The following is a 12836-nucleotide window of genomic DNA, read 5'->3' as shown; positions in this document are numbered from 1 at the left end:
CCGGCGGCAGCGCGATGTGTGAAATCGATTTCACGCACCGCGGCGATGGCGTCGTGGCGGTGCTGCCCTTCTTGGGCGTTTCCTCCCTAGACTTCGGGCCGCCTCGCAAGGGCGGCCTTTTTTCTGGCCGGTGCGGGCCCGGGGCTCAGGCGGCGAGGGCGACCCGGTCGCGGCCGCCGCGCTTGGCGGCGTAGAGCGCGGCGTCGGCGCGGTCGAAGAGGGAGCCGCCGCCTTCCTCGGGCCGGCGCGTGGCGAAGCCGAGGCTGACGGTGGCGGCGACCGCGCGGCCGTCGCCGACCGGCACGGTGGCGGCGCCGATCGCGGCGCGAAGCGCGTCGGCCATCTCCGCCGCCTGGTCGGGATCGATCCGCGGCACGATCACCACCATCTCCTCGCCGCCGATCCGGCACACCGTGTCGGCGTTGCGCGTCGCGGCCGCGATCCGGTCGGCGACGTGCTGGAGCACCAGGTCGCCGACCGCGTGCCCGTAGGTGTCGTTGATCTGCTTGAAGTGGTCGATGTCGAGCACGATCAGCGACAGCGGCGTGCCGGCCTCCCGGGCCCGGGCGGTCTCCTCGTCCAGGCGCTTGACGAACATGTGGCGGTTGCCGAGGCCGGTCAGACCGTCGGTGAAGGCCTGCACCTCGAAGCCCTCGAGCCGGACGACGTTGCGCGCCGTCCGGCGCGACAGCCGGGCGATCGCCACCACGAACAGGCCGCTGACGACGTGGATGACGATCTGGGCCGCGCCGTCGGCGTCGAGGGACCGGTGCGCCTCGCGGAAGGCCTTGACGGCCACCAGCGCCATGCAGGTCACGACCGCCGCCATCAACGCCAGCCAGCCCCGTTTCAGGGCGGGATCCTCCACCAGGCGCGCGACGTCCCGAAGCGGCACGAGCGATTGCGAGGCGATGCCCACGGCCAGGAGATTGCCGGCCAAGCTGACGGAGATCATGAGCGGCGGACCTTGGGTTTGAGGCGGCCGGCGCGCGTCCCATGCGGCGAGACGACCAGGCTCGGTCGCGCCAGTGCTGTCCTTACCCAAGGGTATAGCCTATAAAAAATTACCCCGCAAGTTTAATTGCGCGGTGTCACCCGCCAATGCTTTATTCATCTGAAGGGCTAACCGGATTTATTTAAGAGTTAAAAACTCATGAGGTGCGGCCGGTCGGGGCGGACGGCCGTTGCCCCGGCAAGAAATCGCGTGGTCGCCGAAAGAACATCGTCCCGAAACGGGGTTCGGAGACGCCGGCTGATGGAGGAGGCGAACGGCCTGTGCGTGATCGGGCCGCCCGCTCGGTCTCGCCGCCGTGGATGATGACTGCGCCGACGGGCTCGGGACGCGGATCTCGGCCGCACTCGCTCGCATGGACGCCCGGCGCGCGAAAGGATGTAACGGCGACCGGCACCCGGTCGATGCCGGCCGCGTCACACCCGGCATCGTCCCGGGACCCGCTGCGCGGACCCGGGACGATCCTGGGGTCGGGCCGTCACGCCGCCCGCCGCAGCGCCTCGCCGAGCATCGAGGCCATCGTGTCGATGTGCTCGGCTTCCGCGATCAGCGGCGGCGACAGGGCGATGATGTCGCCGGTGACGCGGATCAAGAGGCCCTTCTCGAAGCAGTCGGTGAAGACGTCGTAGGCCCGCGCCCCCGGTGCCCCGGCCCGGGGCTCGAGCTCGATGCCGGCGATGAGGCCGATGGTGCGGATGTCGATCACGTGCGGGCAGTCGCGAAGCGCGTGCATGGCCGCGTGCCAGTGCGCCTGGACCTGCGTCGTGCGGGTGAGGAGATCCTCCTCCGCGTAGATCTCCAGGGTGGCGAGGCCGGCCGCGCAGGCGACCGGGTGGCCCGAATAGGTGTAGCCGTGGAAGAGCTCGATCGCGCCCTCCGGCCCGTGCATCAGCGCGTCGTGCACCTGGCGGGTGGCGAAGACGGCGCCCATCGGGATCGTCCCGTTGGTGAGCCCCTTGGCGGTGGTGATCAGATCCGGCGTCACGCCGAAATAGTCGGTGGCGAAGGGCGCGCCGAGGCGGCCGAAGCCGGTGATGACCTCGTCGAAGATCAAGAGGATGCCGTGCTTCGTCGCGATCTCGCGCAGGCGCTCCAGGTAGCCCTTCGGCGGCACCAGCACGCCGGTCGAGCCCGCGACCGGCTCGACGATCACCGCCGCGATGGTCTCGGCGCCGTGGAGCGCCACCAGCCGCTCGAGGTCGTCGGCGAGATCGGCGCCGTGCTCGGGCTGGCCCTGCACGAAGGCGTTGCGCGACAGATCGTGGGTGTGGCGCAGGTGGTCGACCCCCGGCAGGAGCGGGAACATCCGGCGGTTGTTGACGAGGCCCCCAACCGAGATGCCGCCGAAGCCGACGCCGTGATAGCCGCGCTCGCGCCCGATCACCCGGGTCCGGGTGCCCTGGCCGATGGCGCGCTGGTAGGCCAGCGCGATCTTGAGCGCGGTATCGACCGATTCCGACCCTGAGCCGGTGAAGAACACCCGGTCGAGGGCGCCCCCCGGCGCGATGGCGGCGAGGCGCTCGGCGAACTCGAAGGCGATCGGGTGGCCCATCTGGAACGAGGGCGCGTAATCGAGGGTCGAGAGCTGGCGCTCGACGGCTTCCGCGATGCGGCGGCGGCCGTGCCCGGCATTGACGCACCACAGGCCGGCGGTGCCGTCGAGGACCTCGCGCCCGTCATCGGCGGTGTAGTGCATGCCTTGCGCCCCGACGAGCAGGCGCGGCGCGGCCTTGAACTGGCGGTTGGCCGTGAACGGCATCCAGTAGGCGTCGAGGCTCGGGCGGTTGAGGCGCGGCGGATGGGCGTTCATGGCGGGGTCCTCCTGGCAGGGGCTTCTCGGGCGCGGGCGGGCCCAGACAAGACCGCTTCGAGAGGGGCAACAAGCCCTTTTCTGCCTCCCCGCAACCCTTTGACGCGCTTGGCAAGCGGCCTAAGGTGTTGCGGGATCCGCAACAGCCTCAACAGGGGAGCCGGGGTGACCGACGACGAGGTGGGGGCGCGCCTGCGCCACGTCCGCACGCTGCACGGCCTGTCGCAGCGAGCGCTCGCCAAGCGCGCGGGCGTCGTCAACTCCACCATCTCGCTGATCGAGTCGGGCCAGACCAACCCGTCGGTCGGCGCCCTCAAGCGCATCCTCGACGCGGTGCCGATCGGGCTCGCCGAGTTCTTCTCCCTGACGCCGGAGCGGACCGAGAAGGCGTTCTACGCCGGCGAGGAGCTGGTCGAGATCGGCAAGGGCCGGATCTCCTACCGGCAGGTCGGCGACAGCCTGTTCGGCCGCGCGCTGCAACTCCTCAAGGAGCGCTACGAGCCCGGTTCCGACACCGGCCGCGTGCCGCTCGTCCATGACGGCGAGGAGGGCGGCATCGTGCTCTCGGGCAGGCTCGAGGTGACGGTGGACGACGAGCGCCGGGTGCTCGGGCCGGGCGACGCCTACTACTTCTCGAGCCGCCGGCCGCACCGTTTCCGCTGCGTCGGGCCCCATCCGTGCGAGGTGGTGAGCGCCTGCACCCCGCCGACCTTCTGAGTGGCTGTTCGGGTATAATCGTATACAATGTGGCCGAACGAACGCGTGGAGTAAGGGCATGGCCGTGACGGCGCGCATGAAGGGCGCACAAGCCTCGCCGGAGGGCCTGCGCCACCGCACCGTCTCGGCGGCGGTGGCCGAGGCCCTGCGCCAGCGCATCCTCTCGGGCGCCCTGGCGCCCGGCTTCCAGCTGCGCCAGGACGCGCTCGCGGAGGAATTCGGCATCAGCCGGATCCCGATCCGCGAGGCGCTGCTCCAGCTCGAGGCCGGCGGCCTCGTCAGGATCGCGCCGCATCGCGGCGCGGTGGTCACGGGCCTGTCCGTCGAGGAGATCGAGGACGTCTTCCAGCTCCGCGTCTCCCTCGAGCCGCAGCTGCTGATCCTGTCGGCCCGCCACCTGACGCGCGAGGACTTCTCGGAGCTGCGCGCCCTGCGCGACGAGTACGGCGCCGCCCTGAAGGCCGGCCGGGTCGAGACCTGGGGCGAGCTCAACCGGCGCTTCCACCTCGGCCTGCTGCGCCATGCCGGCCGGCCGCGCTCGCTGGCGATCATCGCCGGCCTGCTCCAGGATTGCGACCGCCCGACCCGGCTGCAGCTCTCCGTCACCGGCGACGTCGCCCGCGCCGACATGGAGCACACCACGATCCTCGACCTGTGCGAGGCGGGAGAGATCGTCGCGGCGGCCAACCTCCTGCGGCTCCACGTCGAGCATGCCGGGCGCGCGCTGGTCGAGATTTATCGCCGGTCGGCCGACGCGGCGGCTTGATCTAAGCGGATATTTTATACAATCTGCGAATCGAGGGCTGCGCCGGATCGGGCCGTGCCGGGCGACCGCGCCCGGGCCCGTCGGCTTCGAGAACGGCTCCAGGAGGTACGACCGATGTGGACAGGCGTCATTCCCGCCGTCACCACCAAGTTCACCCCCGACGGTGAGCTCGACCACGCCGAGATGGAGCGCTGCTTCTCCCTGCAGATGCGGGCCGGCTGCGACGGCCTCATCGTCTGCGGCTCGCTCGGCGAGGGGCCGATGCTGTCGCCCGACGAGCGGCTCGCGGTGCTGGCGACCGCCCGGTCGGTCGCCGGGGGCAAGCCCGTGCTGCTCACCGTCTCCGAGGCCGGCACCCGCGAGGCCTGCGCGCTCGCGGCCCGCGCCGCCAAGGCCGGCGCCGCCGGGCTGATGGTGGTGCCGAGCCCGATCTATCACACCGACGAGGACGAGACCGTCGCGACCCTGAGCGCGGTCGCCGCCGCCGGCGACCTGCCGGTGATGATCTACTCGAACCGCGTCGCCTACCGGGTCGACGTGACGCCGCGGATCATGGAGCGGCTGGCCTCCGACGCGCGCTTCGTCGCCATCAAGGAATCCTCCGACGACATCCGCCGCACCACCGAGATCATCAACCATTTCGGCGACCGCTTCGCGGTGCTGACCGGCGTCGACAACCTCGCCTTCGAGGCGCTGAGCGTCGGCGCGGTCGGCTGGGTCGCGGGCCTCGTCGTCGCCTTCCCCGACGAGACCGTGGCGATCCACCGGCTGATGCGGGCCGGGCGATACGCCGAGGCGCTCGAGATCTACCGCTGGTTCCGCCCGCTCCTCGACCTCGACGTCTCGACCTTCCTCGTCCAGAACATCAAGCTCGCCGAGGCGCTGGCGATCGGCTCGACCGAGCACGTCCGCGCGCCGAGGCGTCCCCTCTCGGGCGAGCGCCGGGCCGCCGTCGAGGCGATCGTGCGGACGGCCCTGGAGCGCCGCCCGGCCCTGAAGCTCGCCGCGTAGGGCGGGCCGCCTTGACCCGCGAGGTCGCCATCGTCGGGGCCGGCATCGTCGGCCTCGCCTGCGCCCACCACTGCCTCGCCGCGGGCCGGCGGGTGCGGCTGATCGAGCGCGGCGGCGTTGCCGAGGGGGCGAGCCTCGGCAATGCCGGGGCGCTCGCCTTCACGGACGTGCTGCCGCTCGCCTCGCCGGGCATCCTGAGGCGTGCCCCCGGCTGGGTCCTCGATCCGCTCGGGCCGCTGGCGATCCCGCCCGCCTACCTGCCGCGGATCGCGCCCTGGCTGCTGCGGTTCTGGCGCGCCAGCCTGCCCGACCGCCACCGCCACGCCCTGCGGGTCCAGGCCGGGCTGATGCGGCTTTCCGCCAACGCCATGGCGGCGATGGTGGAGGCGGCCGGCCTCGCCGGGCGGCTGCGCCGCGACGGCAACCTCGAGCTCTACGAGAGCGAGGCGGAACTCGCCGCCGCCGAACCCGGCTGGGCGGCGCGGGCGCGGGAGGGCATCGCCTTCGAGCATGTCCGCGGCGCCCGCCTCGCGGCGTTGCAGCCCGGCCTGTCGCCGCGTCTCGTGGCCGGCACCTTCACGCCGAACTGGATGACGGTCGACGATCCGCACCGGTTCGCCCTGGCGCTCCACGCCGACGTCATGGCGAAGGGCGCCGCGCTCACCAAGGGCGAGGTCACGGCGATCGCGCCGGCGGGGGAGGGCGTGCGCCTGACTCTCGCCGACGGCACGGTGCTCGATGCCGAGGCCTGCGTGCTCGCGGCCGGCGCCTGGTCGCGGGGGCTGGCGCGCCGCCTCGGCGACCGGATCCCCCTCGACACCGAGCGCGGCTACAACACCACGCTGCCGCCCGGCGCCTTTCCGGTGCGCCGCCAGCTCACCTTCGGCGGGCACGGCTTCGTGGTGACGCCGCTCGCCACCGGCCTCCGGGTCGGCGGCGCCGTCGAGCTCGGCGGCCTCCACCGCCCGCCCAACTTCGCCCGCGCCGACGCGATGCTGCGCAAGGCCGCCGCCTTCCTGCCGGGGCTCGACACCGCGGGCGGCCGGCAATGGATGGGCTTTCGCCCCTCCCTGCCCGACAGCCTGCCGGTGATCGGCCCGTCGCGAGCGAGCCCGCGGGTGATCTACGCTTTCGGGCACGGCCATCTCGGCCTGACGCAGAGCGCCGGCACAGGGCGGATCGTGGCCGACCTGCTGGCGGGCCGGACGCCGGCACCGGAGGTCGCGGCGTTGCGGGCGGGCCGGTTCGGGTAGGGCCGGTCTCCGGCCCTGCGCGTCACCGTCCGGTCACGCGGGCGTGCTGAATGCGGCGGCACAAGGAGACACGCGTGACCGGCACGACCCGCTACGCCCTCTATTTCACGCCGAAGCCCGGCTCGGACCTCGCCCGGTTCGGCAACGCGGTGCTGGGCACCGACAACCACGCCGGCGCGGAGGTCCCCCGCCCCGAGGGGATGGCCGACCTCGCGGGGGTGACCGCCTCGCCCCGGCTCTACGGTTTCCACGCCACCCTGAAGGCGCCGATGCGGCTCAGGCCCGGCGCGACCGAGGCCGACCTGCTGGCGGCGGCCGCCACCCTGGCGGCGGATCACCCGCCGGTCCCGGTCGGCCCCTTGCGGGTCGCGACGCTCGGCGCCTTCACGGCGCTGGTCCCGCAAGCCGCGCCGCCGGAGCTCGGGCTGTTCGCGGCCGAGTGCGTGGCGGCCTTCGAGCCGTTCCGCGCCGCCCTCACCGAGGCCGAGACCGCCCGCCGCAAGCCCGAGCGCCTGACCCCCCGCGGCCGCGCGCTGCTGGCGGCGTGGGGCTACCCCTACGTCTTCGAGGCGTTCCGCTTCCACATGACCCTGACCGACGCCCTGCCGGAGGCCGACCGCCCGTCCTGGCGCGCGCGCCTGGCCGAGGCCTACGGCGAGGCCGAGCCCCTCACCCTCGACGCCCTGTCGGTCCTGCGCCAGGACGGCGCGGGCCCGTTCCGGGTGCTGCGGCGCTTGTCCTTCGGAGGCTGAACGGCATGGCCGGACGACTGGGCCTGGAGCCCGCCATCGACCCGACCGCCACGGTGAGCGGATGCCGCCTCGGCCGCTACACCGAGGTCGGGCCCCGCACCCGGCTCACCGAGACGGTGCTCGACGACTACTCCTACATCGGCAACGACGGCGAGGTGATCTATACCACCATCGGCAAGTTCTGCTCGATCGCCGCGATGGTGCGGATCAACCCGGGCAACCACCCGATGGAGCGGGCCTCGCAGAGCCACTTCACCTACCGCGCCGCCGCGTACTGGCCGGACGAGGCGAACGAGCCGGACTTCTTCGATCGGCGCCGGGCGAGCCCAGTGACGATCGGCCACGACGTCTGGATCGGCCACGGGGTCGTGGTGCTGCCCGGCCGCACCATCGGCACCGGCGCCGTGGTCGGGGCGGGCGCCATCGTGACCCGCGACGTCGAGCCCTACTCCATCGTGGTCGGCAACCCCGCGCGTCCCGTGCGCCGCCGCTTCGACGCGGCGACCGCCGAGCGCCTGCTGGCATCGGCCTGGTGGGACTGGGACCACGACCGCCTGCGCGCGGCGCTTCCCGATTTTCGCGGGCTTCCGATCGACGCCTTCCTGAATAAATACGCCGGCTAAGCATTGACGGACTGTCATCCGGTTGTCGTTGAACCGGCGTTTACGTTCGCCCGAACAGTGGAGACGGGCGAGCGGATGCTGGTTGTCGAGAACCTTACGCGCCAATACGGGGCGCGCCGTGCGGTGGACGGCGTCAGCCTGTCCATCGAGCGCGGCAGCTTCGTCGGCGTGATCGGGCGCTCGGGCGCCGGCAAGTCGACCCTGCTGCGCATGCTCAACCGTCTCGCCGATCCGACGGCCGGGCGCATCCTCTACGGCGGCACCGACGTGACGGCCCTGCGCGGCCGGCCCTTGCGCGCCTGGCGCGCCCGCTGCGCGATGATCTTCCAGCAGTTCAACCTCGTCGGCCGGCTCGACGTGATGACCAACGTGCTGATGGGCCGGCTCAACCAGGTGCCGACCCACCGCTCGCTGCTCAAATCGTGGAGCGAGGAGGACCGGGCGCTGGCGCTCGCCGCGCTCGAGAATTTCGACATGGGGGCGTTCGCCGCCAACCGGGCCGACCAGCTGTCGGGCGGCCAGCAGCAGCGGGTCGCCATCGCCCGCGCCCTGGTGCAGGAACCCGAGATCATCCTGGCCGACGAGCCGGTGGCCTCCCTCGACCCGCGCAACACCCGCCTGGTGATGGACGCGCTCGCCGACGCCAACCGGCGCTACGGTATCACGGTGCTGTGCAACCTGCACTCCCTCGACCTCGCCCGCGCCTATTGCGACCGGCTGATCGGCCTCTCGGCCGGCCGGGTGGTGTTCGACGGCCGCGGCTTCGACCTCACCGAGGACGTCGCCCGCACCCTCTACGGCCTGGAGGCCGGCGAGGTGATGGACCGGGGCGAGCCCGAGCGTTTCGCGGCCGCACTGCCGGTGCGGGCTCCGGTCCGCCACGCCGAGGCGCTGAGCGCCTAGATTTTTTCGTTCCGAGAAGGACTTCGATCGATGCTGAACCGTCGCACCCTCGTGGGCGCCGCCGCCCTGTTGCTCGCCGCCGGCCCGGCCCTGGCTCAGGACTGGAAGGCGAAGTACCCGGAACTGACCCTTGCCGTGATCCCGGCCGAGAACGCGTCGGGCACCGTCGACCGCTACACCCCGCTCACCGCCTACCTCTCGAAGGAGATCGGCGTGCCGGTGAAGCTGCGGGTCGCCAACGACTACGCGGCGGTGATCGAGGGCCAGCGCGCCGGCAACATCCAGCTCGCCTTCTACGGCCCGGCCTCCTTCGCCCGTGCGGTGATGACCGGCGTGAAGACCGAGCCGCTGGTCAACCAGAAGCACGAGACCGGCGCCTCGGGCTACTACTCGGTGATCTACGTCCGAGCCGACAGCCCGTACAAGTCGATCGAGGACCTGAAGGGCAAGAGCCTCGCCTTCGTCGATCCGAACTCGACCTCCGGCAACCAGGCGCCGCGCTTCTTCCTGCAGAAGGCCGGCCACGACGTCGAGAAGCTGTTCGGCAAGACCTTCTACGCCGGCAGCCACGAGAACGCCGTGCTGGCGCTGGTCCAGGGCACCGCCGACGCCGCCGCCAACCTCTACAATTCCGACACCGACACCACCGTCACCCGCATGACCGCCAAGGGCATGCTGAAGAAGCCCGACGGCTCGCCGATGCAGCAATCGGACTTCCGCGTCGTCTTCAAGTCCGAGTTCCTGCCCGAGGGCCCGTTCACCGTGCTCTCCAGCCTGCCCGACGACCTGAAGCAGACGATCCGCCAGGCCTTCCTCGACCTGCCGACCAAGGACAAGGCCACCTTCGACAAGCTGTCGGACGGCAAGGACCTTGGTCTCAACGCGGTGACGCTGAAGGACTACCAGCCGATCATTGAGATGCTCCGGTTCAACGACGAGCAGCGCAAGCGGTCGTGAGGCACGGGTCATCTCCTCTCCCCGCGGGCGGGGAGAGGGCTGCGTTCCCGTTCAGGGGACGCAGCAAGCTGCGAACCGTAGGTTCGCCGCGAGGGTGAGGGGGTGTTTCCGGAAGAGCCTCATCCGTCGAAACCCCCTCACCCTCGCTCCGGCTGCGCCTGCGCTTGCCGTGTCCCCTGAACGGAGACACAGCCCTCTCCCCGCCCGCGGGGAGAGGAGAAGCCAGCGCTTCGTACTTTGCCGGACCGTCCCTGAAGGGAGGGGCTGGCTCCAGAGATCTTGTCGCCGTGACCGTCCGCATCGACAGACTGCCCCCCGACCGTGAGCGGACGCTGCTCGCGGCCTATGCCGGCGCCGTCGCCTCGACCCGCCGCCGCACCCTCGCGGTCTTCGTCGCGATCGTGGCTTTGTACCTGCTCGCCGGCTGGATGGCCGAGGTGCGGCCGCTCACCCTCCTCGACAACATCCAGAACTTCACCGCCTATATCGGCCAGATCCTGCCGCCGCTGACCCTGGCGAACCTGCCGGCCGACCTCGCGGCCTGGTACTGGGGCCTGCCGAAATGGCTCGGGCTCCTCGCCGAGACCCTGCTGATGGCCTATCTCGGCACGCTGCTCGGCGGCATCGCGGCCTTCGGCCTGTGCTTCCTCGCCTGCGCCAACCTGGTGCGCTCGGCGGCCCTGCGCTTCTGCGCCCGGCGCTTCCTGGAGGTGTGCCGCACGGTGCCGGAGGTCGTGTTCGCGCTGATCTTCGTCATCGCCTTCGGGCTCGGGCCGATGGTCGGCGTGCTCGCCATCGCGATCCACACCGCCGGCGCCCTCGGCAAGCTGTTCTCGGAGGTCGTCGAGAACATCGACATGAAGCCGGTCGAGGGCCTGACCGGGACCGGGGCCAGCTTCGTCCAAACCGTGAGCTTCGCGGTGGTGCCGCAGGTGCTCTCGAACTTCGCCTCCTACGCGCTCCTGCGCTTCGAGATCAACGTGCGGGGCGCCGGGGTGATGGGCTTCGTCGGGGCCGGCGGCATCGGCCAGGAATTCCTGGTCGCGATCCGCAACTTCTACTACTCGGACGTGAGCGCGATCCTGCTCCTCATCGTCCTCACCGTCGTGGCGATCGACCTCGCCACCGAGCGCCTGCGCCACCACCTCCTCGGCCGGGAGGCCCACGCGTGACCCGCCGCCCGCCCTCTCCCCTGCGTCAGGCCGCGCTCGCCGATCTCGACGGCCTGCGCGCCCGCCACCCGGCGCAGTTCCGGCCGTCCCGGGGGCGCCGCGCCGTCGTCCTCGGCATCCTCGCCGGCGTGGTCGGCCTCGCGGTGTTCGCGATGCTGCGCCTCGACTTCTCGCTCCTGCGCATCCTGCACGGCCTGCACCGCTTGAGCGAGTTCGCCGGCATGATGCTGCCGCCGTCGGCCGGCGGGCGCCTGTCCCTGTTCGTGACCGCGCTCGGCGAGACGCTGGCGATCGCCTTCCTCGGCACGCTGACGGCGGCCTGCCTCGTCTTTCCGGTGGCGTTCCTCGCCGCCCGCAACGTGGTGCGAAACCCCTTCCTGCGCTTCGGGGTGCGCCGCGGCTTCGACGTGATCCGCTCGGTCGACGTGCTGATCTGGGCGCTGATCTGGATCAACGTCGTCGGCCTCGGGCCGTTCGCCGGCGCGCTCGCCATCGCGTGCTCGGATTTCGGCGCGCTCGGCAAGCTGTTCTCCGAGGCGATCGAGACCGCCGACCGCAAGGCGCAGGAGGGCGTGACCGCGTCGGGCGGGAGCCGGCTGCACCGGGTCCGCTTCGGCCTGGTGCCGGCGGTGCTCCCCGTCCTGGCGAGCCAGGTGCTGTACTTCTTCGAGTCGAACACCCGCTCGGCCACCATCATCGGCATCGTCGGGGCCGGCGGCATCGGCCAGTACCTGACCGAGCTGATCCGCGTCCTGGAGATGCAGCAGGTCGCCTTCCTGGTGCTGATGATCCTCGTCACCGTGGCGCTGATCGACCTCGTCTCGGGCCGCCTGCGCCGGGCGATCATCGGGGGCGCGGCCCACTGAGCCGCGCGCCCTTAGGGGCCTGATTCCACCGGGTTTTCGCAGCCGCGAACGGCGCCGGCGGCGCGTGATTTCCGGCCCGCCGCGATTGTCTTCCCCCCTCATTGTCTTCTCCCTGGGCGGGCGCCTATAAGCCGGCTGTCTCACGCGGACCTCGCGGCGTCGAGAGCCCCGCCGGGCGCTCTCCGCGCGCAAGGTCCGCCAGCCGCCGGGGAGCAGCATGGCCGGGCATTCACAGTTCAAGAACATCATGCACCGCAAGGGCCGGGTCGACGCGGTCCGCTCGAAGGTGTTCTCCAAGCTCGCCCGAGAGATCACGGTCGCGGCCAAGCTCGGCACGCCCGACCCGTCGATGAATCCGCGCCTGCGCGCCGCCATCCTGGCGGCCCGGGCCGAGAACATGCCCAAGGACAACATCGAGCGCGCCATCAAGAAGGCGGCCGGCGGCGACGCGGAGAACTACGAGGAGGTCCGCTACGAGGGCTACGGCCCCGGGGGCGCGGCGCTCATCGTCGAGGCGCAGACCGACAACCGCAACCGCACGGCTAGCGACGTCCGCTCCGCCTTCACCAAGTCCGGCGGCAGCCTCGCCGAGACCGGCGCGGTCTCGTTCATGTTCGACCATGTCGGCCTCGTCGCCTTCGACGCCAAGGTGGCCGACGCCGACACGATGCTGGAAGCCGCCATCGAGGCCGGCGCCGACGACGTGAAGTCCGACGAGGGCGGCCACGAGGTCATCTGCGAGCAGGGGGCGATGGGCGAGGTCTCGAAGACCCTGGAGGCCCGCTTCGGCGAGCCCCGCCGCACCGCCCTGATCTGGCGCGCCCAGAACACCGTCGACGTCGACGACGAGACCGCCGAGAAGCTGATCCGCCTCGTCGAGACCATCGAGGACCAGGACGACGTGCAGAACGTGTTCGTCAACTTCGCGGTCTCGGACGCGATGATGGCGAAGATGCAGGGATGAGGGGAAGGGCGGTCCTGAAGAACCGCCTCG

Annotated in this window: 13 protein-coding genes; 11 read left to right on the top strand and 2 right to left on the bottom strand. The window is 71.5% G+C overall.

Annotated elements, in window-relative coordinates; genetic code table 11:
• Positions 1 to 145: 145 nt before the first annotated feature.
• On the bottom strand, positions 146 to 955 hold the full coding sequence (locus DK419_RS19500; protein WP_109960553.1) for a GGDEF domain-containing protein: 810 nt from the start codon (positions 953 to 955) through the stop codon (positions 146 to 148).
• A gap of 535 nt (positions 956 to 1490) precedes the next feature.
• Entirely contained in the window at positions 1491 to 2822 is a 1332-nt protein-coding gene (gene aptA / locus DK419_RS19495; protein WP_109960552.1) for an omega-aminotransferase AptA, read from the bottom strand.
• A 165-nt stretch (positions 2823 to 2987) separates the two neighbouring features.
• On the opposite strand from aptA, the gene DK419_RS19490 reads away from it, so the two are divergent.
• From DK419_RS19490 to DK419_RS19440, 11 genes are all read left to right on the top strand, one after another.
• A complete protein-coding gene (locus DK419_RS19490; protein WP_109960551.1) occupies positions 2988 to 3539 on the top strand; it encodes a cupin domain-containing protein in 552 nt (183 codons plus the stop codon).
• A gap of 58 nt (positions 3540 to 3597) precedes the next feature.
• The gene (locus tag DK419_RS19485) at positions 3598 to 4305 is read left to right on the top strand and encodes a GntR family transcriptional regulator (protein ID WP_109960550.1); all 708 of its coding nucleotides are present in this window, start codon (positions 3598 to 3600) and stop codon (positions 4303 to 4305) included.
• 114 nt (positions 4306 to 4419) lie between these two features.
• Positions 4420 to 5316, top strand: a complete 897-nt coding sequence (locus tag DK419_RS19480) for a dihydrodipicolinate synthase family protein (RefSeq protein ID WP_109960549.1) — start codon at positions 4420 to 4422, stop codon at positions 5314 to 5316.
• An 11-nt stretch (positions 5317 to 5327) separates the two neighbouring features.
• Positions 5328 to 6569: an NAD(P)/FAD-dependent oxidoreductase gene (locus DK419_RS19475; RefSeq protein ID WP_109960548.1), complete on the top strand. Its 1242-nt coding sequence runs from the start codon at positions 5328 to 5330 to the stop codon at positions 6567 to 6569.
• A 74-nt stretch (positions 6570 to 6643) separates the two neighbouring features.
• A complete protein-coding gene (locus DK419_RS19470) occupies positions 6644 to 7321 on the top strand; it encodes a DUF1045 domain-containing protein (RefSeq protein ID WP_245442555.1) in 678 nt (225 codons plus the stop codon).
• 5 nt (positions 7322 to 7326) lie between these two features.
• A complete protein-coding gene (locus DK419_RS19465) occupies positions 7327 to 7944 on the top strand; it encodes an LbetaH domain-containing protein (protein WP_109960546.1) in 618 nt (205 codons plus the stop codon).
• Positions 7945 to 8019: 75 nt separating this feature from the next.
• Positions 8020 to 8847, top strand: a complete 828-nt coding sequence (gene phnC / locus DK419_RS19460; RefSeq protein WP_109960545.1) for a phosphonate ABC transporter ATP-binding protein — start codon at positions 8020 to 8022, stop codon at positions 8845 to 8847.
• A gap of 30 nt (positions 8848 to 8877) precedes the next feature.
• Positions 8878 to 9804 (top strand): phosphonate ABC transporter substrate-binding protein, encoded by a 927-nt coding sequence (gene phnD, locus DK419_RS19455; protein ID WP_109960544.1) that lies wholly within the window; start codon positions 8878 to 8880, stop codon positions 9802 to 9804.
• A gap of 287 nt (positions 9805 to 10091) precedes the next feature.
• A complete protein-coding gene (phnE, locus tag DK419_RS19450) occupies positions 10092 to 10976 on the top strand; it encodes a phosphonate ABC transporter, permease protein PhnE (protein ID WP_109960543.1) in 885 nt (294 codons plus the stop codon).
• Complete coding sequence (gene phnE / locus DK419_RS19445; RefSeq protein WP_109960542.1) at positions 10973 to 11842, top strand: phosphonate ABC transporter, permease protein PhnE; 870 nt, start codon at positions 10973 to 10975, stop codon at positions 11840 to 11842. Before phnE (DK419_RS19450) ends, phnE (DK419_RS19445) begins: the two co-directional genes overlap by 4 nt.
• Before the next feature lie 217 nt (positions 11843 to 12059).
• Complete coding sequence (locus DK419_RS19440) at positions 12060 to 12806, top strand: YebC/PmpR family DNA-binding transcriptional regulator (RefSeq protein WP_048434141.1); 747 nt, start codon at positions 12060 to 12062, stop codon at positions 12804 to 12806.
• The last annotated feature ends 30 nt before the right edge of the window (positions 12807 to 12836 follow it).

It is taken from the genome of Methylobacterium terrae (assembly GCF_003173755.1).
Classification (GTDB): Bacteria; Pseudomonadota; Alphaproteobacteria; order Rhizobiales; family Beijerinckiaceae; genus Methylobacterium; species Methylobacterium terrae.
The sequence above is the reverse complement of the archived record's forward strand: the minus strand, read 5'-3'. Positions and strand labels throughout refer to the sequence as shown.

Bases quoted from the DNA above. Each gene is read 5' to 3' on its own strand.
- DK419_RS19500 (WP_109960553.1), bottom strand. From the start codon at position 955: ATGATCTCCGTCAGCTTGGCCGGCAATCTCCTGGCCGTGGGCATCGCC.
- aptA (WP_109960552.1), bottom strand. From the start codon at position 2,822: ATGAACGCCCATCCGCCGCGCCTCAACCGCCCGAGCCTCGACGCCTAC.
- DK419_RS19485 (WP_109960550.1), top strand. From the start codon at position 3,598: ATGGCCGTGACGGCGCGCATGAAGGGCGCACAAGCCTCGCCGGAGGGC.
- DK419_RS19480 (WP_109960549.1), top strand. From the start codon at position 4,420: ATGTGGACAGGCGTCATTCCCGCCGTCACCACCAAGTTCACCCCCGAC.
- DK419_RS19465 (WP_109960546.1), top strand. From the start codon at position 7,327: ATGGCCGGACGACTGGGCCTGGAGCCCGCCATCGACCCGACCGCCACG.
- phnC (WP_109960545.1), top strand. From the start codon at position 8,020: ATGCTGGTTGTCGAGAACCTTACGCGCCAATACGGGGCGCGCCGTGCG.
- phnD (WP_109960544.1), top strand. From the start codon at position 8,878: ATGCTGAACCGTCGCACCCTCGTGGGCGCCGCCGCCCTGTTGCTCGCC.
- DK419_RS19440 (WP_048434141.1), top strand. From the start codon at position 12,060: ATGGCCGGGCATTCACAGTTCAAGAACATCATGCACCGCAAGGGCCGG.